Here is a 22,377-nt window from a genome sequence, read left to right as displayed (position 1 = left end):
CCGGGCTCCATCGCGGAATGGCCGGCATCGGGCACCACGACATAGCCGGCCTCCGGCCAAGCGCGATGCAGCTCGTCCGCCGTGGTGATCGGGCACACCGTGTCGTAGCGGCCCTGCACGATCGTCGCCGGGATGTGCCTGACGCGGTCGACATTGCGCAGCAGCCGGTCCGGCGGGGTGAACAGGTTGTTCAGGAAGTAATGCGCCTCGATCCGGGCCAGGCCCAGCGCATGTGCGTCCTCGCCGGCCGAGGCGACGATCTCCGGGTTCGGCAGCAGGGTGGAGCACGACCCCTCATAGATGCTCCAGGCCCGGGCCGCGGGCAGGTGCATCTTGGGGTCGGGGTCGGTCAGCCGGCGAAAATAGGCGCGGGTCAGGTCGCCGCGCTCGTCCGGCGGCAGGAACTCGACGAAGGCGCGGTGCGCCTCCGGGAAGAAGGTGCCCATGCCATGGAAGAACCAGTCGATCTCCTGCGGCCGCATCAGGAAGATGCCGCGCAGGACCAGCGACCGGCAGCGCTCCGGATGCGCCTGGGCATAGGCCAGCGCCAGGGTCGAGCCCCAGGACCCGCCGAACACGTGCCAGCGCTCGATGCCCAGCATGCGGCGCAGCTGCTCCATGTCGCCGACCAAATGCTCGGTGGTGTTCTGCCGGGTCTCGCCCAGGGGCCGCGACCGGCCGGCGCCACGCTGGTCGAAGATGATGATGCGGTAGAAGCCGGGGTCGAAGAACCGGCGATGGGTGGGCGACGCGCCTGCCCCGGGACCGCCATGCAGGAACACCACCGGCACGCCGTCGGGTCGGCCGCACTGTTCCCAATAGATGCTGTGCAGGTCGTCGACCGGCAGCAGGCCGGTGGCGAAGGGCTCGATGGTGGGGAAGATCAGGTCGCGCGGCATGGTCACTCGGTCGGCTGGGGCCTCCACTCTAAGGACTCGGCGGCACATTGCAAAAGCGATCGCGGCCCGGATCGGCTGCCGAATGATCGCAGGGGCAGCCGATCCGGGCCGGCTGTCCTATGCTGTCGTCATGGGACGGGTGCTGCTTCTTCTGGTTCTGCTATGTGGCGCCGCCCGTGCGGATGGCCCGTCGGACGGGCTCGACTACGACCCGCCGGTCGGCGTCGCCGCGGTGCTCGACGCCCGCACGCTGCGGCTGGCCGACGGGACGGAAATCCGCCTCAGCGGCATCGACATCCCCTTCGGCCGCTGGCAGGCCACCGCACGGCCGGTGCTGGTGGCGCTGCTGGACGGACGCCTGGTGCGCTTCGCCTCGCTGGCGCCGCCCGACCGCTACGGCCGGATGGCGGGCCAGCTGCAGCGCGATGACGGGCTGTGGATCGAGGAGGAGCTGCTCGGCCGCGGCCTGGCGCGGGTCGATGCCGGCGGCGCCGATCCCGCCGCCGCCCTGGTGTCGCTGCTGGTGACCGAAAGCGACGCCCGGGCGGCCGGCCGCGGCCTGTGGTCCGACCCGGATTTCGCCGTGCGGGATGCGGCGGCGCTCGACCGCGCCGGGCTCGACCGGTTCCAGGTGGTGGAAGGGCAGGTGCTGCAGGCGACGATCCTGCATGGCCGCGCCTACCTTAATTTCGGCACGGATCCGCGGCAGGATTTCACGGTGATGATGGAGCCCGACTTCGTCCGCGGCCTGGGTGTCGGCCCGGCACTGCAGGCCCTGCAGGGCCACCGGGTGCGGGTGCGCGGCTGGCTCGACTGGTCGGGTGGGCCGCGCATCGCGATCACGCGGATGGAACAGATCGAAAGGCTGGATTGAGGATGGTGCTGGGGCGGCGGGAATTGATGGTGTCCGCGGCGGCGCTGGCGCTGGCGCCGCGGCTGGCCATGGCGGCCACTGCGGATATCACGGCCACCGATGCGCAGGAGGTGCTGGACGAATTCGGTGGCCTGTACCAGGCGCCGGCGCTGCGCGACCGGGTCGCCGCCATCGCCCAGCGCGTCGCCGATGCCGAGACTGGCGGCGCGATGCGGGTCTCGGTCGACCTGCTCGACTCGGACCGGGTCAATGCCGTGGCGCTGGGCGACGGCCGCATCCTCGCCACCCGCGGCCTGCTGGCGCTGGCGCGCAGCGAGGCGGAGATGGCCGCGGTGCTGGCCCACGAAATCGGCCACGTCGTCGCCGGTCACGCCAAGCTGCGCGCCGCCCGGCCGCTGGACAACACCGCGGCCGGGATCAAGAGCGAGGCCGCCTTCGACCAGGCGCAGGAGCTGGAGGCCGACCGCATCGGCACCGCGGCCATGGCCCAGGCCGGCTACGACCCGGCCGCCGCACCGGCCTTCCTGGTCCGGCTGGACGCCTATCATCGCCTCGACGCCGCCCTGGTCGGCCGGGCGGACCTGGCCTCGGCCGCCGCCAATGGCGACGATCATCCGGAGACGGCGGACAGGGTCGCCGTCGTCCGGGCCCAGGCCGCGACCCTGCCGCGCGGCCAAACGGGCGAGGCGGCGTGGCTCGCGGCCATCACCGGCCTGCCCTGGGGCGAAAGCCCGGACCAGATCCCGATCCGCGGCCGGACCGTGATCCACCCGATCCTGCGCTTCCGCTGGGACGCGCCGCCGGGTGTGGTGCTGACGCGGCAGCAGCGTCGGCTGCTGGGGATGGGGCCGGACGACGCGGCGGTGCTGTTCGACCATCTGTCGCAGCCGCGGGCGCTGCCGGCGCGCCTCTATCTCGAACGGGTCTGGGGCAAGGCGGTCGGTGGCGTCGGCGATGTCGGGGCCGGCGATCTCGGCGGCTTCCAGGCCGCCTGGGGCCGGGCCCGGCTGGCGGGCGCGTCGGGCGACTGGGACGCGGCCCTGGCGGTGATCGAGACCACGGCCGAGCGGCGCGACCGGTTCATGGTGCTGACCCGGGCCGGCAGCCCGGTCGCGGCCGCGATGCATGGCGCGATCGACAGCTTCCGCCGGATCAGCGCGGCCGAGGCCGCCGCGGTCCGGCCGCGCCGCCTGGCCATCACCCCGGTCGGGCCGGGCGACACGGTGGCGTCGCTGGTGGCCCGGATGAAGGTGGAGGCGCCGGAGGCGCAATTCCGCCTGCTCAACGACGCCGCAGGACCCACCCTGCCCGTGGGAACACCGGTCAAGCTGATCATCGAATAGATCGCTCAGCCTCCCTGCGCCGCCTCGGACACCGGCGCCCAGGCCTCCCACACCGCCAGGCGGTCGGCATAGGCGCGCCTTGCCGCGGGCAGCCCGGCGGTGCCGAGGAACAGGCGCAGCGGCGGGTTCTCGGCATCGACGGCCGCGAGGATGGCATCCGCCGTCGCCCCGGGGTTGCCGATCGGCCGGCCGGCGGCGGCGGCGCGCAGCCGCTCGCGTAGCCCGTCATAGGCCGGCATCGGCGCCGCCCGGGTGGCCGAAGCGCCGCGCCAGTCGGTGGCGTAGCCGGCGGGTTCGACCAGCGTGACCTTGATGCCGAATTCTGCGACCTCCTGGGCCAGGGTCTCGCCCAAGCCCTCCAGCGCCCATTTGCTGGCGTTGTAGACCCCGGCGGTCGGGAAGGTGATGACACCCGCCATGCTGCTGGTGATCAGCACATGGCCGCCGCCCTGGGCCCGCAGCCGCGGCAGCGCCGCCTGCACCACCCACAGCACGCCGAAGAAATTGGCGTCCATCTGGGCGCGCGACTGGTCCTCGCTGCTTTCCTCGATCGTGCCGAACAGGCCGTAGCCGGCATTGGCGACGACGATGTCGATCCGCCCGAACTGCCGCTGCGCGGCGTCCAGGGCGGCGAACACCGCGGCGCGGTCGGTGACGTCGAGCACCAGCGGCAGCACGGCGTCGCCATGGTCGCGCACCAGATCGGCAATGCTGGCGAGGTCGCGCACGGTGGCAGCGACCCTGTCGCCGCGCTCCAGCGCCGCCTGGGCCCAGACCCGGCCGAGGCCCCGGGACGCGCCGGCGATGAACCAGTTTTTTGCAGTCATGATGACACCTCTTCGGAAAGCGAATTTTTACAAACTGACATTTATCGTCAAAATGTCATTTATCAGATTTGACACTTCCCGTCAGATTGTCAATATCTCTGCATGAACGGGATTTCGGAGCGGGCCGCCGCCAAGCGGCAGAAGGTGATCGAGGCGGCGAGCCTGGTGTTCCGCCGCCATGGCTTCGCCCGGACCTCGATGGAGGCGATCGCCGAGGCAGCGGGCATCTCCCGGCCGTCGGTGTATCTCGTCTTCGCCAACAAGGAAGAGGCCTTCGCGGCCGCGGTCGACCATATGGGGGAGCTGGCGCTCGACCAGATGCGGCAGGCGCTGCCGGCCCTCGGCACGCTGCAGGACAAGCTGGCCTTCGTCTGCGAGCAATGGGCCGGGCGGGGCTATGACCGGATGAAGGAGAATCCGGATGCCAGGGACCTGACCGATCCCGCTTTGGCGCCGGTGCGCGCGGTCTATGGCAGGCTGCAGGGCCTGCTGGCGGAGCTGCTGGCGGATGCGGTGGCGCGGTCCGGCCTGCCGGAGACGCCGGAGCAGGTGGCCGGCCTGCTGGTCGCGGCCATGCGCGGCTTCAAGGATTTCGCGGCCGATGGCGACGATGTCCGCCGACAGGTCGCGCTGCAGGTCGCCCTGATCCTGCGCGGGCTGGATCCCGCGGCCAAGCCTGCCGGGTGACTATTCCTCCAGGAACAGCTCTTCCGGCCGGGAGACGTGCTGTTCGATCGAGGCGCGCAGCTTGGTCATCGCCCGGTGTTCCAGCTGGCGCACTCGCTCCTTGCTGACGCCGAGCTGGCGGCCCAGCTCCTCCAGCGTCGCGCCGCTGTCGCGCAGCCGGCGCTGGCGGATGATGGCCTGTTCGCGCGGGCTCAGCGCGCCGATCGCCTCGGCCAGCCAGCGCGACCGGGTGACGTTGTCGCGCATGCCGATCACCACCTCTTCCGGTGACGGGCGGCTGTCGGCCAGCAGGCCCTGCCAGTCATCCTCGCCCTCGTCCGAGATCGGGGCGTTGAGCGACTGGTCGGCACCGGACAGGCGCATCTCCATCGCCTCGACCTCGGCGACACCGACCCGCAGCTCGCCGGCGATCCAGGCGCGGCCGGCCTGGGTCATGCCGGTCTGGCCGCCGGCATTCTCGATCTTGGCGCGCAGCCGGCGCAGGTTGAAGAACAGCGATTTCTGCGCCGCGGTGGTGCCGGTGCGGACGATCGACCAGTTGCGCAGCACGTAATCCTGCATCGCCGAGCGGATCCACCAGGCGGCATAGGTCGAGAACCGCACCTCGCGGTCATGCTCGAACCGGGCGGCGGCCTGCATCAGGCCGACATTGCCCTCCTGCACCAAATCGCCGATCGGCAGGCCGTAATTGCGGAAGCGCGAGGCGGTGGAGATGACCAGGCGGGTGTAGGCCCGCACCAGGGCGTGCAGCGCCGGCTCCTCATGCTGCTCTCGCCACCGCCGCGCGAGGTCGAACTCGGTCTCGCGCGACAGCAGGGGCTCGCTCATCGAGGCCTTGATGTATTTCAGGTTGGCGCGCTGTGTCTCGGGATCATCGAGATGCGGCATGAACGCCCCCTCTTCGCCGAATGGCGCCGCGGATGGTGCCCGCGACCTCGGCCCCGGGGCCTGCCCCGCGACCTTCGATAGACCAACACCCCCTGATACGGACCTGTTCCATCGCCGGATCGAAGCGGTGTGCTCTCTTCAAACCATTCGACGGAAGAGAGGCGCGGGTTACGCCGACACGGAGCCGGCAGGCGGATCAGAAGCCGTTCGGAAACGCGCTGGTGTGAGTCGGCTGGCGGTGGTTTCGAGACCCGGCGCGCAGCGGACATGGTCGTCCGTGAGCACCGGAAGCGGAGAAACCGCCGTCAGACGGCCGCACCAGTAGCGTTTCCGAACGGCTTCTCAGACTTCGACGATCCGATCGTCACACCTCGACGATCTCGACCAGTGAACCGTCGGGTTCGAACAGCCCCGCGGCCAGGCGGCCGCCGCGGCCGCTGCCGGAATCCAGGGTCACGGCCATGCCTTCCAGCTGCAGCCCGCCGCCGGCGGGGTCATAGCCGCGGACGAGGCGATGGAAGCCGGCGAAGGGCTCGGTGATGCCGGCGAAGCTGCCGGCGGACCACCAGAAGGCATCGCCCTGGGCGGCCAGCGGGCGGCTGGGGTCGACCCCGGCGCTGACGAACAGGGCGCCATGGCCGTCGGGTGCGGCGCCCTCGGTGAAGGCGGCGCGGCGTAGCGCGGCATACAGGGCGTTGTGGCCCGGCGCCGTCCGCATCGCCTCGCGCAGCCCATTGGTCCAGCGGGTCAGCCGCACGGCGCCGTCACGCGCCGCGGCCATGCCGTCCTCGGCCCGGCCGCCATAGGCGCGCAGCGTCGGCTCGACCCCCTGGGACAGCATCCAGCGCAGCACGTCCTGCGGGTTCGGGGCGAATTGCAGCTGCAGCATCTTCTGCCACATCTCCTCCTGCGCCCCGCGCAGGAAGACGACATCCTCGGCCAGCATGCCGCGGCGGGAGATCAGCGCCCGCCGCACCGACAACACCTCCTCGACCAGGATGTGCAGCCGGTCGGAATGGCCGATCAGGTTGCCGAGATAGACCAGCCGGTCGCCGGGGGCGAAATGGGCCAGGACATGATCGTGCAGCGCGACCAGCCGGTCAACCGCGCCATGCACGGCACCGATGGCCCAGATCCGCCGTGGGCGGCCCAGCTGGGCAAATTTCTCCGATTCGCCCGTCACGTCGGGCTTGGTGTGTTGAGGTCGATCATGTTCCGCCGCATTTTAGCCTTTGGCTCTGGCGAGGCCAGCCCAATTCCCACACCCAACGTCCCAGCCCCGCGTCGTGATCCACGGTTTGTGACGAAGACGGCGTCCGGACATGAAAAAGGCGGCCCGAAGGCCGCCTTTTTCGGAAGCGATGGCGGTCAGGCCGCCTTCTTCAGCACCTGTTCCAAGCGCTGGGTCGCCTTGACCTCGTCGATCCGCTCGACCGCGGCCAGCTCCCGCGCCAGCCGTTCCAGCGCCGCCTGGTAGATCTGGCGTTCGCTGTAGGACTGCTCGGGCTGGTCGGTGGCGCGGTGCAGGTCGCGCACCACCTCGGCGATCGACACCGGGTCGCCGGAATTGATCTTGGCTTCGTATTCCTGGGCGCGGCGGCTCCACATCGTCCGGCGCACGCGGCTGCGGCCGGTCAGGGTCTCCAGCGCGGTCTTGATCCGGTCCTTCGACGACAGCTTGCGCAGGCCAGACTTCTTGGCTTTGCCGACAGGAACCTTGAGCGTCATCCGCTCCTTCTCGAAGCTGATGGCGTACAGCTGCACGGTCATGCCGCTGATGCTGTGCGTCTCCAGCGCCTCGATGCGGCCGACGCCATGCGCCGGGTACACGACGTAGTCGCCGACGTCGTACTCAAGTTCCTGAGCCATGTCTGCCAATGGAGTCACCCTCTGTGGTCGGACCCAGTGGGCGGAAGCCGCCTTGCGGCCACCGCCCTGCGCGCCTTCGCCGCGCCGCGACCACAATTCAATCTCTGCGCCGGAAGTTAAGACGCAGAAACCGATTCCGGCCCATCTGGCGAAGGGTCGGAAGTGGTCATCAGCACCGGGAATGTGGGGCGTACTATAATACGTTGCGCTTCCGATATGAAGGCCGAGCCCGCATTAGCATGACGCTTTTTTTGCAATGCTGGGCGGCGGACTCGGCGAATCGTTAATTGCCTTCGCCCGGAGTCGCGCTGAAATGCTCAGCAAATTTGTTTTCGACGTCCTTCCAAGCATCGGCGTCGGCCGGGGCGTCTTTCTTGCGGGTGATGTTCGGCCACAACGTGGCGTATTCCCGATTCAGCTCGCCCCATTTCTCGGCCGCCTCGGCCTCGGTGTCCGGCTTGATTGCCTCGGCCGGGCACTCAGGCTCGCACACACCGCAGTCGATGCACTCGTCCGGGTGGATGACCAGCATGTTCTCCCCCTCGTAGAAGCAATCGACGGGGCAGACTTCGACGCAATCCATGTACTTGCACTTGATGCAAGCTTCACCCACCACATAGGTCATACGCTACTCCGGCTCTCCTTCGACGACCGTCATGGTGCCATTTCGGGCAAGCACACGACGACGGGCAGCGCCGCTATCCGCATCCGTAACGAATAGAAGCGCCGCGACTCGCCGCATCAAGTTGGCTTCGAGATCGTCGATCTTACCATCCGCCAGGATCACATCCCACAGCATTTCCACAATGCGGATGCGCGCCGGCTCGTCGCAGTGTTCGCGAATCGTGTGGGTCAGGGCGTGCCAGGACACGGCGCCGGCGCTCGCCACCTCGGCCTCGGTGCCCAGCTGCGCCGCCTCGAACGGCCCGAGTCGGAAGCGCCAGGCCAGCAGGGCCTGGATGCGCTCGCGCTCGGCCGCATCCAGCGTGTCGTCGACGCGGGCGGCTTCCATCAGCAGGGCGGCGACGGCGTGGCGCAGCGCGGTGTCGTCCTGCACCCGCGGGGCCCCGCCGCGGGCCCAATCGAAAATGTGAGTCAACATGGCGCAGATCTAGTCGCTGTCCTGCAGTCTTTGAAGGGCCCTGCGATCGCGCTTGTCCGGGCGGGGGCCGGCCTCGGGCAGTGCTTCCTCCGGCGTCGGCGGCTGCAGGTCGCGGTACAGCAGCTGCGCTTCGCTGGCCGGGCCGCGCCGTTCGGCCAGCGCCAGCACCTCGATCACGCGGATGTGGCGGCCCTGGATGAAGGTCAGCACCTGGCCGGGGCGGATTGCCGCATGGGCCTTCTGGGTCGGCGTGCCGTCGATGCGCACGGCCCCGGTGGCGCAGATCTTGGCCGCCAGGCTGCGCGTCTTGAAGAAGCGCGCATGCCACAGCCACTTGTCCAGCCGCGGCCGTTCGGTGTCGTGGTCGTGATCGCCTCGATCAGCCATCGCGGCGGCCCAGCAGGGCAAGCTTGGCAAAGGGGTTGTCCGCCGCCACCGCGGCCGGGCGCCGGGCCTGCGGCCGTCGCAGCTTCACCGGAACATAGCTCACGCGTCCCTCGTCATCCTGGGTCGGCCGGTATCCGGCCGCCTGCAGGATAGCCGGGATTTCGGCGGCGGTGCAGCCGACGATCGGGGCCAGCGTCGGGTCGGCGGTCAGGCCGCCCTGGCGCCGCCTGGATTCGGCGGCGTCGCGCAGTGCGTCGATCCGGTCCAGCCGGACCCGGCGCGGGCCGAAGGGGACGAAGCCGGCCAGGTCGAGCGCCGCCGCATCATCGCCGTCGCCTGCCGCTACCGAGACCCGGCCCGGGGCGGGCAGGGCGACCGGCAATGGCCGGCCGGCGGCGACGGCGCCCAGCATCGCCCGCAGGGCGGTGGGGCGTGGCTTCAGCATCGGCGCGAGATAGACATGGCCCGGGCCGAAGCGCAGGCCGAAGCCGGCCAGCTGGCGGCGATCCACCGGCGTCAGCGTGGCCAGCAGGCCGTCCAGCACATGCCGCGGCCGCAGCCCCAGCCCTTCGACCAGCTGGAAGGCGATGCCGCGGGCCGGGCCGCTCAGCGCCGCGTCGCGCAGCCGCAGCAGCGGCTGCAGCTCACGGGTGATGTGGCCGGCCAGGAAGCGCACCAGCCGGTCCGCCACCCGGTCGCGGCCGGCGCCGTCCAGCAGGTCGGTCTCGCGCACCCGGACGCCGGGGGCCAGCGGCGACGGCCCGGCGGCGATGCGGCCGACCGGCACGCCCTGCCAGGACAGCACGCCGTCGGCGGCCAGGCCGAATTCGCTGTCCGGCGCCGCGTCTAGCCGGCCGACCCGGCCGGCCACCTCGTCCTTCAGCGCCCGCCGGGCGGCACTGCTGATCGCCTTCAGGTCGTCATCGCCGATGGTCGGGTCGGGGGTGAAGGCGAAACCCTCGATGATGCCGACATGCTCGCCCTCGACCAGCACCTCGCCCTGGGCGTTGATCGCGGCCAGCAGTTCCATGCCCGACTTCATCGACCGGACCAGCAGCGCGGCGCGGCGGTCGACGAAGCGCTGGGTCAGCCGTTCGTGCAGCGCGTCGGACAGGCTGTCCTCCACGGCGCGCGTGCGCTCCTGCCAATGCGCCGCGTCGTCGGTCCAGCCGTTGCGGTTGGCGATGTAGGTCCAGGTCCGGACATGGGCGATGCGGGCGACCAGGGCGTCGATGTCGCCCTCGGTGTGCTCCAGCCGGGACACCTGCTTCGCCACCCAGTCGGTATCAAGCCGGCCGGTCGGCCCGGTCAGCTGGCGGAAGATCTGGGCCTGGATCCGGGTGTGGGCGTCGGACAGCACCTTGCGGAAATCCGGGATCTGGCAGATGTCCCACAGCAGGCGCACCGCCGCCGGGTTGGTCGCCGTGCGCATCAGCTCGGTGTCGCGCATCAGCACGCCGAGCGACAGATGGTCGTCGGCCTCGACCGTGCGCCGCAGTTCCGGCCGCGTCGCATGGCGCTCAAGGCTGCGCAGCAGTCCCAGGGGGCTGCGGAAATCGAGGACGGTGTTGCGCCACATCACCGTCTGCAGCGGGTCGAAGCGGTGGTTCTCGACCCGCTCGACCAGCTCCTCGTCCAGCGGCCCGGCCTGGTCGGTGGTGCCGAAGGTGCCGTTGGTCATGTGTCGCCCGGCGCGGCCGGCGATCTGCGCGATCTCGGTGGCATACAGGCGGCGCGGGAAGCGGCCGTCGAACTTGGTCAGCCGGGCGAAGGCGACATGGTCGATGTCCATGTTCAGCCCCATGCCGATGGCATCGGTGGCGACGAGGTAGTCGACCTCGCCGGACTGGTACAGCCCGACCTGGGCGTTGCGGGTGCGCGGGCTCAGCGCCCCCAGCACCACGGCGGTGCCGCCGCGCTGGCGGCGCAGCAGCTCGGCGATCTCATAGACGTCGCTGGCCGAGAACACGACGATGGCGCTGCGTTCCGGCAGCCGGGTCAGCTTGCGCGAGCCGTTGTAGGTCAGCTCCGAGAAGCGCGGGCGGCTGACGAACTCCGCCTCCGGCACCAGCTTGCGGATCAGCGGCCGGATCGTCTCCGACCCCATCACCATGGTCTCGGCATGGCCGCGGGCGTTCAGCAGCCGGTCGGTGAAGACGTGGCCGCGCTCCGGGTCGGCGCAGAGCTGGATCTCGTCGATGCCGACGAAGGCGACCGGGCGGTCCAGCGGCATGCTCTCGACCGTGCACAGGAACCAGCGCGCGCCGGGCGGGATGATCTTCTCTTCGCCGGTCACCAAAGCGACATGCGCTCGTCCCTTGATTGCCACGATCCGGTCGTAGTTCTCACGGGCGAGCAGCCGGAGCGGGAAGCCGATCATGCCGCTCGCATGGCCGAGCATGCGTTCGATGGCGAGATGGGTCTTTCCGGTGTTGGTCGGGCCGAGCACGGCCGTGAAGCGCGGTCGATCACCAGCGAGGGACATAAGCGACAATTGAACGCTGCAAGGCACTAATGCAAGACTGCCGGCCGCAAGCGGCGCGGTCAGGTCCTTCAGTCGCAGCTTATTCCGGCCGGCGCGCCCCTGGGCCTCCGCCCGATTTGACGGAGAGAATCACGATGCGGAATTTCAATCTCCTCGCCGGCGGTATTGCCGCCTGGGTCATCTGCATGCCCTTCGCGGCCAACGCCCAGGCCACGCAGGAGGGTGCCGACAAGATCCGCCTCGGCCTGAAGGAATGGATCGCCAGCCATCTCAGCCCGGCCGACAAGTCGGTGGTGTTCAACTTCCAGGGGCCGATCACGGTCGAGCCGCAGGGCAAATCCTACAAGGCAGTGATCCCGAAGTCGGAGATCGCGTTCTCGGGCGATGACCAGGTCAAGCTGCCGCTCGACGCGATCGAGCTGGTGCTGACGCCGACCGACAATGGCTGGCTGGACACGGTCGCCACCATCCCGTCGCATTACCGGCCGGAAGACAAGGACGGCAAGGGCATCGACGTCACCATCGGGTCGCAGTCGTTGCACGGCGTATTCGCGCCGCAATACCAGACCTTCATGGCGCTCGACAGCTCGCTGGGCGGGATCGTGGCCCACTCGCTCGACCCGAAGGAGGCGAAGGGCGCCTTCAAGCTCGGCGGCATCGCGATCAAGGGCGACAGCCAGGAGACGGGCAAGGACACCTATGACAGCACCGGCACGGTGACGCTGTCCGACGGCTCCTTCGTCGACGAGACCGGGGCGCAGGTGGTCCAGCTCGATTCGGCGACGCTTGAGGGCAAGGTGACGGCGGCCAAGCTGCTGGCGCTGTACGCGTTCAGCAAGAAGCTCGAGGCGCTGCAGAAGACCTACCCCGACACCAGCGACCCGGAGCAGTCGAAGAAGCTGACGGCCGAGCTGGGCAAGACCTTCGCCAGCACGCCGAACCTGTTCGACGATTTCGGCTTCACCTACGGGCTGAAGGGGCTGACGGTCACCCCGCCGGCCGGTGAGGGCGACGGCGTCAACAAGGTGTCGATCGACCAGCTCGATTTCGGCATCGGCCTGACCGGCCTGGCCAAGGATGCCTCGACCTTCCACATCACCTTAGACCTGGCCAAGCTCGGCATCGACCCGCTGCCGGAATTCGGCCAGTTCATCCCGCACACCGCGACGATCGACCTGGCGCTGACCGGACTGCCGAACGACGCGCTGCTGCAGGCACTCAGCAGCATGCTCGACGCTTCCGGCACGCTCGGCCCCGACCAGGCCGGGCAGATCGCCGGCGCGCAGCTGATGCAGGCGCTGCTGAGCAGCAACGGCGCGATCGAGATCCGGTCGGTGAAGGCGGAATCGCCGCTGACCAGCATCGACCTGACCGGCGTGGTGAAGCCGGACCAGAAGGCGCCGCTGATGGCCACAGGCGATGCCAAGCTGGTGGTGACCGGGCTGGAGGATGCGCTGGAGGCGGTGAAGGCCGCGCCGGACGGGCAGGAGATCGCGCAGGGCCTGACCGTGCTGCAGACCATGGGGGCGCAGGACACGGTCGATGGCAAGCCGGCCCGCATCTACAAGCTGTCTGTCAGCGAGAAGGGCGACGTGCTGCTGAACGGCACCGACCTCAAGCCGCTGCTGGGCATGCATTGATGCGACTGGCCGGTCTATAATCGGCCGGCGCGACGATTTGAGTTGGAACGCCCGCCGTCGGCGGGCGTTCGTTTTCCCGGTGATGGGCGACGGTTCAATCCGGTTGAGGACACGAAGCATGACGCGTTCGATCTGCATTCTGCTCGGCACGGTGCCGCTCTGGCTTGCCGGCAGCGCCTTCGCCCAGGCCACGCCGGATGGCGCCGCAGCCCTGCGCGACGGCATGACCGAGATGCTGAAGCCGATCCTGTCGGCCCAGGTGCAGGGCAAGCCGGTGTTTTCCGGTCCGATCACGGTCGACCCGGCCGGCGCCGGCTACACGGTGGTGTTCCCGGCCACCGATGTGGTCCTGACGGTCTCGCCGAAGACCGGGCCGAAGACGGTCACCGCCCATTGCGACGCCCAGACCTATCGCGCGACCCCGACCGGCAGCGCCAGCTACCGGCTGGACTCGGACCAGCCGGTCAGTTGCGTGGCCCAGGTCCCGGGCGAACCGCAGATCACCCTGGCCACCCAGACCCTGCAGGTGCAGATGGTCTTCGATCTCGACCAGAAGCTGTTCACCGACAGCAAATGGCAGGTCGGCGGCCTCAGCGTCGCCCAGGACGGCAAGGCGAAGCTGCTGACGGTTGATCGCCTGGTCGGCGACCTCGCCTTCACGCCGACGGCGGATGCGGCCCTGCACGACGTCAGCTTCCGGATGGAAGGCACCGGGTTCAACGGGTTCGACACCACGGGCGCGCAGCGCGTCTCGCTCGGCGACTTGGTCTATGAAGGCCGCATCGCCGGCCAGAATGTGCCGTTGTTCTTCTCCGCCTATGGCGAGGTGATCCAGGCCTACGCCAAGATGCTCGACACCATGGGCGTGGCCGACGAGAAGCAGATGCAGCAGCTTCCGGCCGAGACCATGCGGACGATGGCCGGCGTCATGCGGCATGTGATGGCGGCCTATGGCGACTCGTTCGACGTCACCGCCACCCTGAACGACCTGCGGGTGAATGCGCCCGATGTGCAGGTGACGCTCGATTCGCTGCGCCTCGGCGAAGGCTATACCGGTGGTTCCGCGGCCAAGGGCGGCGGCACGATGTCGATGGAGATGGCCGGGCTGGCGCTGGCACCGAAGCCGCCCTTCGCGCAATGGATCCCGGCCGATGCGACGATCGACCTGCAGGCCAGCAACATTCCCTGGGCGGAGTTCGGCGATGCCTATTTCGCGATGATCGAGGCCACCGCCGATCAGGCAACGAACCCGGCGATGGCCAAGGAGAAGACCGCGCAGGCCATGGCCCAGATCGGCGATGTGCTGCGCCGGGCCGGCAGCCGGCTGGATATCACCACCTTCCACATCCAGGCGCCGGATGCCGTGATCAATCTCGGCGGCGCGGTGCAGGGCGATGCGGCGGCGGCGCATGGCCTGACCGCGAACCTCAAGCTGCGCTTCACCAATCTCGACGGCGTCATCCACTTCCTGCAGTCCCAGCCCGGCGGCGCCCAACTGGCCTCCGGCCTGACCGTGTTCCAGGTGCTGGGCCACCAGGCGACGACCGATGCCGGCAAGCCCGCCCGCGACTATGAGTTCGTGGTCGATGCCGGCGGCAAGATCCTGCTCAACGGCACGGATCTCAGCACCCTGATGCCGAAGAAGTGATGCGAGAGCCCTGTCGGGTCTGCGCCGTGAGGAGTTGAGGATATGGGCCGTCTCGTCTCGATTGGGCTCGGCCCGCTGGTGCTGGGCACCGCGCCGCTGTGGCTGGCCGGCTCCGCCTTCGCCCAGGCGACGCCAGAGGGGGCGGCCGCGCTGCAGCAGGCCCTCACGGGCCTGTACGCGCCGCTGGCGGGCCAGGGCAGCGGCATGCTCAAGGGCGGCTGGACGGTGGAACCGGACGGCGCCGCCTACCGCCTGACCATGCCGGCGATCGCCTCGTCCTCGACCCAGGCGATGCCGGACGGCACCGTCATGACGGTGGACTCGCATTGCGAGGCCACCGGCGGCACCGCCACGCCGGTGTCGGACGCCCCGGGCGGTGTCTACCGCTTGCGCCTGGACACGCCGCTCGATTGCCGCTTCACGGCCCCGGCGGCCGGGATCGACCTGCATCTCGCCACCCGCAGCCGGGTCGACGAATTCACCTTCGACACCGGCCACACCGTGTTCAGCCAGTTCGCGCAGCATTGGGAAGGCCTGACCGGCACCGCGGCCGACGGCGCCCAGCTGTTCGCCGTCGACAAGATCACTGGCACCGGCGACGGCACGCCCGGGACGGCGCCGGGCCATCAGAGCATCGACTACCATGTCTCGGCCGAAGGGCTGCATGGCGGCGATGCGGTGGGGCGGGTGCAGGTCTCGGCCGCGCGGCTCCATCTCGACGCCACGCTGAAGGATCTCAACCTGCCGGGCATCTTCACCGCGCTGGGCAACATGGTAGCGGCGCAGCGGGCCCTGGCGGCGACGCCCGGCCGCCAGCCCTCGCCGGCGGACCAGAAGAAGGTGATGGCGCAGGTCGGCGCCCTCTATGCCGCCTATGGCGAACAGGTCGATACCGGCTTCTCCATCGACCAGCTGCAGGTGAAGGCCCCCGGGCTGCAGGTCGCGCTGGACCGGTTCGAGGCGGGCTTCGGCTATGACGGCATCGGCGGCGACAACGGCCATGGCCGGCTGTCGCTGGAGATGGGCGGCCTGGCGATCACGCCGCCGTCGCCCTATGCCGACTGGATCCCAAGCGACGGCCGCATCGACCTCGCCGCCAGCAATATCCCATACCAGTCGCTGTTCAAGCTGATGGGCAAGCAGGCCATCGGCGCGATGTCGGCCTCGCCGGATGCGACCCAGGCCCAGTTCAAGGCGATGGGCCGGCTGCTGCAGAAGGCGGGCGCCGGCCTCGACATCCACCATTTCCACCTGGTCTCCCCGAAATCGGTGTTCGACCTGACCGGCAGCGTCCTGGCCAATGGCCACGCCGCCTATGGCGCAACCGGCAGCGGCCTGCTGCGTCTGGTCGGCCTGGACGCGCTGGTCGGGTTCCTGCAGCAGGAGAAGACGACGGCCCAGCTGGCCGGCGGCATCTCGATGCTGCAGATGATGGGGCGCGAGACCACTGGGGATGACGGCCATTCCGCGCGCAACTACGACATCTCGGTCGACGCGGCCGGCAAGATTCTGGTCAACGGCAACGATCTCGAAAGCATCGTGCCGAAGTCGAAGTAAGGGCTGTGCCTTCGGGGGAGGGGACGACATGCGCGGCAACCTGCCGGTGCTCCTGGCGGGCACCGTTCCGCTCTGGCTCGCCGGCGCGGCCTGGGCCCAGGCCACGGCGGACGGGGCCGCGGCGCTGCAGCGCGGGCTGACCGCGATCACGGCACCGCTCGCCGGCACCGGGCTGGACGGCGACGCCCGCTGGAGCGGGGATTGGGTGGTCGAACCGGACGGTGCCGGCTATCGGGTCACCTGGCCGGCCCTCTCGGGATCCCTGACGGGCGGCAGCATGGCCGATGCCCGCATGGCGCTCTTCCACTGCGCGCCGGACCATAGCGTGGCCACCTTGGTGTCGGACGGCGTCTACCGCCTGCACAGCGACAGGCCCTCCGACTGCATGCTGACCGCTGGTGACGGCGGCCGGTCCTATCGCTTCACCAGCCGGACCCGCAGCGAGGACAACACCGTCGACCTGGCACAGGCCGCCTTCACCGACTGGTCCTCGACGGAAGAGGGGGCGTCGGTCCAGGCCGCGGACGGCCAGGGCGGGCCGCTCTTTTCCCTCGATCGATCGACATCGTCGGGCCGGGGCTCGCCCAGCGGCCAGCCCGGCCGGCGCAATCTCGTCATCCGCAGCAAAACCGAAAATCTGCGCTTCCTGGGGGCCGACGGCAGCGAGCGCTTCACCGCGTCCCGGGTCGTCCGCGAAAGCCACCTGTTCGACTATGGCTTCGACGGCGTGGTGAAGCGATATGCCGGGCTGATGCGGATGATGGATCTGTCGGAAGCGCAGCAGCGCGATCCCGCATCGCCGGACATCCTGGGACAGGCGCTGCTGGCGATGGCCCAGGATATCGGCAGCTATGGCGACCGGATCCAGTCCAAGGCGACCTATTTCGATTATCGCCTACGCAGCGCCGGGGCCACCGCTCGCCTGTCGACCTTCAGCCTCGACTTCGAGGCCCGGGGCATCGGCGGTGACGCCGGCAGCGGCCGTGTCACGCTGGGACTGTCGGGCGTCTCGCTCGACCCCGCGCCACCCTCCAAAGACTGGCTTCCGCGCAACATCGCGGTCACGGTGACCGGAACGGACATACCCTTCCAATCCCTGCTGCAGGCGATCGAGGCGAAGACGGGGCCGGCGACCGGGATCGGGCCGCGCCTGATCGCTGTGCTCGGCCGCTCCGGCAGCCGTTTCGAGATCAAGGCAGCGCATCTGGACACGGCGAAGGCCTCGGCCGATCTCAACGGCACGATCCAGGCCGATGCCGGCGCGGCCCATGGCGCGACCGGGGCGGTAACGGTGCGGCTGACCGGGCTGGAGCCGCTGGCGGCGTTCCTGCGGTCGCAGCCGCAGACGGCCAAGGCGGCGGATCGGGTGACCGCGATCGAACTGCTCGGCCGCGCCGTCACCCTGGACGATGGCGGTGCGGGGCGGGATTACGACATCGTCATGGACGCGTCGCCGGTGCTCCTGGTCAACGGCGTCGATCCCGCCACAATTCTGCGCGATATGAAGCCATAGACTCCCTCCGGTCGACGGGCCGGCCGCCGACGGCGCCAGAAACGGCCAGAAACGGACAGATGATGCATCGCTTTGCTCTCACCCTCCTTGGCACCACCCTGCTGGCCGGTCCTTTCTGTGTAGCGGCCCCCGCCTTCGCCCAGGCGACACCCGAGGGCGCCGCTGCGCTGCAGCGGGGGCTGGCGGCGATCCTGACCCCGGGTCTAGATGCCGTCGGCATCGGCCAGCCGGTCTATGAAGGGCAGTGGACGGTCGAGCCGGCGGGGCAGGGCTACCAGGTCACCGGCCCGGCCCTGGTGCTGGCGCTGCGCGCCGATGAGGGGGACCGCAAGCGGCTGGTCCGGATCCACTGCGAGGGCGAGCATTATACCGCGACACCGGCCGGAACGACCTGGCGGCTGCATGGCGACACCCCGGTCCTGTGCGACATCAGGCCGAGTGGCGGCGAAGCGCCGGTGACGGTCACCAGCCACAGCCGCAGCGTCGACATGACCCTCGACCTCGACCAGTCGCTGCTGCTCGACCTGGCCGACCAGTCGGACGGCATCGTGGTTGCCGCGGGCGGGGCGCAGCCCCTTGCGCTCGACCGGCTGCGCCTGACCGCCGCGACCACGCCGCGGGCCGGGTCCGCGCATCAGGATCTGGCGGTCCAGGTCGAGGCCGAGGGCCTGCACGCCGGCGATGGCGCCGAGGTGAACATCGGCCTGGACCAGGCCCGCTACAGCGTGAAGCTGGAGGATGTCGACGCCGCGGCCCTGCGCGAGCGGGTGTGGCGGCTGCTGGCCTTCGCCCTGGACGCTGCCCAGTGCGACCCGAAGGCGCCGCCGCGGCCGAATGTCGAGCGCAAGGTGGAGACGCTGCTGCGCCAGGCCATGGCCGAGGCCGGCAGCGGGGGGCAGACCGAGTGGGTGCTGACCGGCCTGCATGGCAAGGCACCGGATGTCATCACCGACCTCGAGTCGCTGACGATCACATCCGGCTATCACGGGCTGGATATCAACGCCCCGGGCCCCGGCCTCGGTGCCGCCGTGACCGTGGAGCTGAAGGGTCTGAAGGCCGCCGCGCCGCCGAATGCGCCGGCCCGGGACCAGCCGGATATCGCGATCGGCCGGCTGCGGCTGGCCGGCGCGCTGGAGCCTGCCCCGGCCGGGACCGCCGGCAGCAGCCTGAGCTACGGCGTCGATCTCGACGGCCTCGCGGTCAAGGTGGCGGATGAGGATGTCGATGTCGGTCTGGCGAACGGCCACTATGCCGGCCGGCTGGACGGCGTCGACGTCGCCGGCATCGTCGACACGATGCAGATGATGCAGGGGATGATCGCCCGCCATCCCACCGGGGAGCCGCCGCCGGAGGAGCTCGACGCGCTGTTCGGGCAGGCGACGAAGCTCATGGCCGGCCTGTCCGGCGCCCAGCTCGATATGGGCCTCGGCGGCCTGCATGTTACCGCGCCGGATGTCGTCACCGACCTCGACTCGCTGACGATCGCCTCCGGCTTTCACGGGCTTGATATCAACGCCCCGGGCTCTGGCCTCGGCGCCGCCGTGACCGTGGCGCTGAAGGGCCTGAAGGTCGGCGCGCCGCCGAATGCGCCGGCCGCGGACCAGCCGGATGTGGCGATCGGCGGGCTGCGGCTGGCCGGCACGCTGGCACCCACCCCGGCCGGGACGGGCAGCAGCCTGAGTTACGGCGCCGATCTCGACGGCCTCGCCGTCAAGGTGGCGGAGGAGGGGGTCGATGTCGGCCTGGCGAGCGGCCATTACGCCGGCCAGCTGGATGGGGTCAACGTCGCCGCCATCGTCGATACGGCGCAGATGATCCAGGGGATGATCGCCCGCCATCCCACCGGGGAGCCCTCGCCGGTGGAGTTCGACGAACTGCTCGGCCAGGCGATGAAGGTCGTGACCGGCCTGTCCGGCTACAAGGTCGATGTCGGCTTCGACGGCCTGCACGTCGCCGCGCCGGATGTGAAGGTCGCCTTCGATCATGCCGGCTTCGGCGAATCCTATCAGGGGCTGGATCGCGACAACGGCACCGGCCAGGTCACCGCCAGCCTCAAGGCCCTGGCGATCGACCCGCCGCCGCCGCTGGCCGATTGGATCCCGCGGAATGGCGACATCGTGCTGTCGCTGAAGGACGTGCCGTACCGGTCGATCATCGCCGCGCTGTGGTCCGGCGTCGTCGACACGATCGCCTCGGGCAAGTCCGGCGAGGAGAGCGAGCTGGCCTTCGCCAAGGCGATGGGCGGGGTGCTCGGCAAGTCCGACGCCAGCCTGACCGTCGACACCTTCCACATCACGGCGCCGCAGGGTGCGATCCATCTCGGCGGCGCGGTCCAGGCGAATCCGCGGGGGACCTATGGCGTGACCGGGAAGGGCACGCTGCGCCTGGCCGGCTTCGACGCCCTGATCAAGGCGCTGCAGGCGCAGCCGGGCGAGGATGGGGCGGGGACGGCGGCCGGCCTGACCATGTTCCAGATGCTGGGCCGCCAGGCCACGGCCGAGGATGGCCTGGCCGCGCGCGACTACGACATCGTGGTCGACCTCAGCGGCAAGATGCTGGTCAACGGCAGCGATTTCAGCAGCTTCGTCCCCAATTAATCCGGCGCAGGCGAGCACTGTGGCGGCACGGGGTTGCGTGCCGCCGCCGGTTTGCCCATATCGGGCGGCAACGACGAAAAACACTCCGGGACCCCGAGATGGATGATCCGAAGACCGACGAGACCCTGTCCTTCCAGGCCGAAGTCAGCCGCCTCCTCGAGATCGTCGCGCATTCGCTGTACAGCCAGAAGGAGGTGTTCCTCCGCGAGCTGATCTCGAATGCGTCCGACGCCTGCGACCGGCTGCGCTATGCCGCGATCACGACGCCCGATCTGTCGGCCGGCGATGCCGATTACCGCATCACCCTGGCGGTCGACCGCGAAGCCCGCACCCTGACCGTGGCCGACAACGGCATCGGCATGGGGCGCGAGGATCTGGTCGGCAATCTCGGCACCATCGCCCGCTCCGGCACCAAGGCCTTCCTCGACACGCTGTCGGGCGACGCCAAGAAGGACGTCGGCCTGATCGGCCAGTTCGGCGTCGGCTTCTATTCCGCCTTCATGGTGTCGCGCGAGGTCGAGGTGTTCTCCCGCCGCGCCGGGGAAGAACAGGGCTGGCGCTGGGTCTCCGACGGCAAGGGCAGCTTCACCATCAGCCCGGCCGACGACGTCGCCCGCGGCACCCGCATCGTTATGCACCTGTCCGAGGGCGAGGACGAGTTCCTGGAGCCGTTGCGGCTGCGCCAGATCGTCAAGACCCACTCCGACCACATCGCCATCCCGATCGTGCTGGTGGAGGCCGAGGGCAAGCAGGAGACGCTGAACCGCGCCTCGGCGCTGTGGACCCGGTCGAAGTCCGAGATCACACCGGAGCAGTACAAGGAGTTCTACCACCACGCCGCCCACGCCTTCGACGAGCCGTGGCTGACCGTGCACTGGAAGGCGGAAGGGGCGATCGAATACGCCTCGCTGCTGTTCGTGCCGACCAGCCCGCCCTTCGATTTGTGGGAGCCGGACCGCAAGCACCGGGTCAAGCTGTATGTCCGCCGCGTCTTTGTGACCGAGGCGGCGGAAGGCCTGATCCCGCCCTATCTGCGCTTCCTGCGCGGCGTGATCGACAGCGAGGATTTGCCGCTCAACGTCAGCCGCGAATTGCTGCAGTCGAACCCGACGGTCACCAAGATCCGCCAGGGCGTCACCAAGAAGGTGCTGGCCGAGCTGAACCGCAAGGCCAAGGACGACCCGGCCGCCTATGCCACCTTCTGGGCCGCCTTCGGCGCGGTGATGAAGGAAGGGCTGTACGAGGACCGCGACCAGCGCGACGCGCTGCTGCCGCTGATGCGCTTCCGCTCCACCAAGGGCGATGAGCTGGTCAGCCTGGAGGAGTATGTCGGCCGGATGCGGCCGGGCCAGGACGAGATCTGGTACATCACCGGTGACGATGCCGCGGCGCTGGCCCGCTCCCCCCAGCTCGAAGGCTTCCGGGCCCGCGAGATCGAGGTGCTGCTGCTGACCGACCCGGTCGACGAATTCGCGGTGCCGTCGCTTGGCGACTTCCAGGGCAAGGCGTTCAAATCCGCCACCCGCGGCGGTGCTGACCTGTCGAAGGTCGAGACCCCGGCCGAGGCGCCGAAGTCCGAGGCGGACGGCGAGGGGCTGGACAGCCTGATCGCGGCCCTGAAGCTGGCGCTGACCGACGAGATCAAGGATGTCCGCGTGTCGCAGCGCCTGACCGACAGCGCCGTCTGCCTGGTCGCGGATGAGGGCGACACCGACCTGCATCTCGAGCGGCTGCTGAAGCAGCACCGCCGGGTCGAGAACGGCGCCAAGCGCATCCTCGAGGTCAATCCCGGCCATCCCTTGATCCGCCGCCTGGCTGAACGGGCGACCGCCGGCGATGCCGGGCTGGAGGATTGCGCCTTCCTGCTGCTCGACCAGGCCCGCATCGTCGAGGGTGAAAAGCTGCCCGACCCGGCCGCCTTCTCCCGCCGCCTGTCCGAAGCCCTGGTCCGCGGCCTGGCGGCCTGAGGGCGGCTGGCCTCCTTTCTATTCTTCCCCTTGCGGGAGGGGGCAGGGGGAGGGGTCTGCGCGCGTCCGCGCGCGAACAGGCAAAGGGCAGCGG

General features: G+C 69.7%; 18 protein-coding genes. 9 read left to right on the top strand and 9 right to left on the bottom strand.

Annotated elements, in window-relative coordinates; translation table 11 throughout:
• Positions 1 to 899 (bottom strand): prolyl aminopeptidase (gene pip, locus AC3XYG_RS37380; RefSeq protein ID WP_489144973.1); only part of this gene is annotated, 899 nt, incomplete at its 3' end.
• A gap of 82 nt (positions 900 to 981) precedes the next feature.
• On the opposite strand from pip, the gene AC3XYG_RS37375 reads away from it, so the two are divergent.
• Both AC3XYG_RS37375 and AC3XYG_RS37370 read left to right on the top strand, forming a co-directional pair.
• Positions 982 to 1,773, top strand: a complete 792-nt coding sequence (locus AC3XYG_RS37375) for a thermonuclease family protein (protein ID WP_489144972.1) — start codon at positions 982 to 984, stop codon at positions 1,771 to 1,773.
• A gap of 2 nt (positions 1,774 to 1,775) precedes the next feature.
• Complete coding sequence (locus AC3XYG_RS37370) at positions 1,776 to 3,116, top strand: M48 family metalloprotease (protein WP_489144971.1); 1,341 nt, start codon at positions 1,776 to 1,778, stop codon at positions 3,114 to 3,116.
• Positions 3,117 to 3,121: 5 nt separating this feature from the next.
• Here the strand turns inward: AC3XYG_RS37370 and AC3XYG_RS37365 are convergent, their stop codons facing one another.
• Positions 3,122 to 3,943 (bottom strand): SDR family NAD(P)-dependent oxidoreductase, encoded by an 822-nt coding sequence (locus AC3XYG_RS37365; protein WP_489144970.1) that lies wholly within the window; start codon positions 3,941 to 3,943, stop codon positions 3,122 to 3,124.
• 102 nt (positions 3,944 to 4,045) lie between these two features.
• Between AC3XYG_RS37365 and AC3XYG_RS37360 the strand changes: the two genes are divergently transcribed.
• On the top strand, positions 4,046 to 4,630 hold the full coding sequence (locus tag AC3XYG_RS37360; RefSeq protein ID WP_489144969.1) for a TetR/AcrR family transcriptional regulator: 585 nt from the start codon (positions 4,046 to 4,048) through the stop codon (positions 4,628 to 4,630).
• Here AC3XYG_RS37360 and AC3XYG_RS37355 read toward each other — a convergent pair whose 3' ends face one another.
• From AC3XYG_RS37355 to AC3XYG_RS37325, 7 genes are all read right to left on the bottom strand, one after another.
• Entirely contained in the window at positions 4,631 to 5,518 is an 888-nt protein-coding gene (locus tag AC3XYG_RS37355) for an RNA polymerase factor sigma-32 (RefSeq protein ID WP_489144968.1), read from the bottom strand.
• A gap of 364 nt (positions 5,519 to 5,882) precedes the next feature.
• Positions 5,883 to 6,701: a hypothetical protein gene (locus tag AC3XYG_RS37350; RefSeq protein WP_489144967.1), complete on the bottom strand. Its 819-nt coding sequence runs from the start codon at positions 6,699 to 6,701 to the stop codon at positions 5,883 to 5,885.
• 185 nt (positions 6,702 to 6,886) lie between these two features.
• Entirely contained in the window at positions 6,887 to 7,387 is a 501-nt protein-coding gene (locus AC3XYG_RS37345; RefSeq protein ID WP_489144966.1) for a CarD family transcriptional regulator, read from the bottom strand.
• 283 nt (positions 7,388 to 7,670) lie between these two features.
• Entirely contained in the window at positions 7,671 to 8,012 is a 342-nt protein-coding gene (gene fdxA / locus AC3XYG_RS37340; RefSeq protein ID WP_489144965.1) for a ferredoxin FdxA, read from the bottom strand.
• A 3-nt stretch (positions 8,013 to 8,015) separates the two neighbouring features.
• Positions 8,016 to 8,444, bottom strand: a complete 429-nt coding sequence (locus AC3XYG_RS37335; RefSeq protein WP_489144964.1) for a tellurite resistance TerB family protein — start codon at positions 8,442 to 8,444, stop codon at positions 8,016 to 8,018.
• Positions 8,445 to 8,498: 54 nt separating this feature from the next.
• Positions 8,499 to 8,876 (bottom strand): RNA-binding S4 domain-containing protein, encoded by a 378-nt coding sequence (locus AC3XYG_RS37330; RefSeq protein WP_489144963.1) that lies wholly within the window; start codon positions 8,874 to 8,876, stop codon positions 8,499 to 8,501.
• Positions 8,869 to 11,361: a helicase-related protein gene (locus tag AC3XYG_RS37325; protein ID WP_489144962.1), complete on the bottom strand. Its 2,493-nt coding sequence runs from the start codon at positions 11,359 to 11,361 to the stop codon at positions 8,869 to 8,871. Before AC3XYG_RS37325 ends, AC3XYG_RS37330 begins: the two co-directional genes overlap by 8 nt.
• A 134-nt stretch (positions 11,362 to 11,495) precedes the next feature.
• Between AC3XYG_RS37325 and AC3XYG_RS37320 the strand changes: the two genes are divergently transcribed.
• The 6 genes from AC3XYG_RS37320 to htpG all read left to right on the top strand — a co-directional run bounded on the left by AC3XYG_RS37320 (position 11,496) and on the right by htpG (position 22,283).
• Positions 11,496 to 13,001, top strand: coding sequence for a hypothetical protein (locus tag AC3XYG_RS37320; protein ID WP_489144961.1), 1,506 nt, complete (start codon positions 11,496 to 11,498; stop codon positions 12,999 to 13,001).
• Between the two features lie 118 nt (positions 13,002 to 13,119).
• Positions 13,120 to 14,649 (top strand): hypothetical protein, encoded by a 1,530-nt coding sequence (locus AC3XYG_RS37315; protein WP_489144960.1) that lies wholly within the window; start codon positions 13,120 to 13,122, stop codon positions 14,647 to 14,649.
• A 42-nt stretch (positions 14,650 to 14,691) separates the two neighbouring features.
• Entirely contained in the window at positions 14,692 to 16,206 is a 1,515-nt protein-coding gene (locus tag AC3XYG_RS37310) for a YdgA family protein (protein WP_489144959.1), read from the top strand.
• 28 nt (positions 16,207 to 16,234) lie between these two features.
• Positions 16,235 to 17,719, top strand: a complete 1,485-nt coding sequence (locus AC3XYG_RS37305) for a hypothetical protein (RefSeq protein ID WP_489144958.1) — start codon at positions 16,235 to 16,237, stop codon at positions 17,717 to 17,719.
• A gap of 59 nt (positions 17,720 to 17,778) precedes the next feature.
• A complete protein-coding gene (locus tag AC3XYG_RS37300) occupies positions 17,779 to 20,316 on the top strand; it encodes a hypothetical protein (protein ID WP_489144957.1) in 2,538 nt (845 codons plus the stop codon).
• 98 nt (positions 20,317 to 20,414) lie between these two features.
• Complete coding sequence (gene htpG, locus AC3XYG_RS37295) at positions 20,415 to 22,283, top strand: molecular chaperone HtpG (RefSeq protein WP_489144956.1); 1,869 nt, start codon at positions 20,415 to 20,417, stop codon at positions 22,281 to 22,283.
• The last annotated feature ends 94 nt before the right edge of the window (positions 22,284 to 22,377 follow it).

This window comes from Inquilinus sp., from assembly GCF_057815775.1.
This window is presented reverse-complemented; position numbering and strand designations above follow the sequence as displayed.

What these genes read in the sequence shown, in the direction of transcription:
- AC3XYG_RS37375 (WP_489144972.1), top strand. Translation starts at nt 982, where the DNA reads ATGATCGCAGGGGCAGCCGATCCGGGCCGGCTGTCCTATGCTGTCGTC.
- AC3XYG_RS37370 (WP_489144971.1), top strand. Translation starts at nt 1,776, where the DNA reads ATGGTGCTGGGGCGGCGGGAATTGATGGTGTCCGCGGCGGCGCTGGCG.
- AC3XYG_RS37365 (WP_489144970.1), bottom strand. Translation starts at nt 3,943, where the DNA reads ATGACTGCAAAAAACTGGTTCATCGCCGGCGCGTCCCGGGGCCTCGGC.
- AC3XYG_RS37360 (WP_489144969.1), top strand. Translation starts at nt 4,046, where the DNA reads ATGAACGGGATTTCGGAGCGGGCCGCCGCCAAGCGGCAGAAGGTGATC.
- AC3XYG_RS37355 (WP_489144968.1), bottom strand. Translation starts at nt 5,518, where the DNA reads ATGCCGCATCTCGATGATCCCGAGACACAGCGCGCCAACCTGAAATAC.
- AC3XYG_RS37345 (WP_489144966.1), bottom strand. Translation starts at nt 7,387, where the DNA reads ATGGCTCAGGAACTTGAGTACGACGTCGGCGACTACGTCGTGTACCCG.
- fdxA (WP_489144965.1), bottom strand. Translation starts at nt 8,012, where the DNA reads ATGACCTATGTGGTGGGTGAAGCTTGCATCAAGTGCAAGTACATGGAT.
- AC3XYG_RS37330 (WP_489144963.1), bottom strand. Translation starts at nt 8,876, where the DNA reads ATGGCTGATCGAGGCGATCACGACCACGACACCGAACGGCCGCGGCTG.
- AC3XYG_RS37325 (WP_489144962.1), bottom strand. Translation starts at nt 11,361, where the DNA reads ATGTCCCTCGCTGGTGATCGACCGCGCTTCACGGCCGTGCTCGGCCCG.
- AC3XYG_RS37320 (WP_489144961.1), top strand. Translation starts at nt 11,496, where the DNA reads ATGCGGAATTTCAATCTCCTCGCCGGCGGTATTGCCGCCTGGGTCATC.
- AC3XYG_RS37315 (WP_489144960.1), top strand. Translation starts at nt 13,120, where the DNA reads ATGACGCGTTCGATCTGCATTCTGCTCGGCACGGTGCCGCTCTGGCTT.
- AC3XYG_RS37310 (WP_489144959.1), top strand. Translation starts at nt 14,692, where the DNA reads ATGGGCCGTCTCGTCTCGATTGGGCTCGGCCCGCTGGTGCTGGGCACC.
- AC3XYG_RS37305 (WP_489144958.1), top strand. Translation starts at nt 16,235, where the DNA reads ATGCGCGGCAACCTGCCGGTGCTCCTGGCGGGCACCGTTCCGCTCTGG.
- AC3XYG_RS37300 (WP_489144957.1), top strand. Translation starts at nt 17,779, where the DNA reads ATGATGCATCGCTTTGCTCTCACCCTCCTTGGCACCACCCTGCTGGCC.
- htpG (WP_489144956.1), top strand. Translation starts at nt 20,415, where the DNA reads ATGGATGATCCGAAGACCGACGAGACCCTGTCCTTCCAGGCCGAAGTC.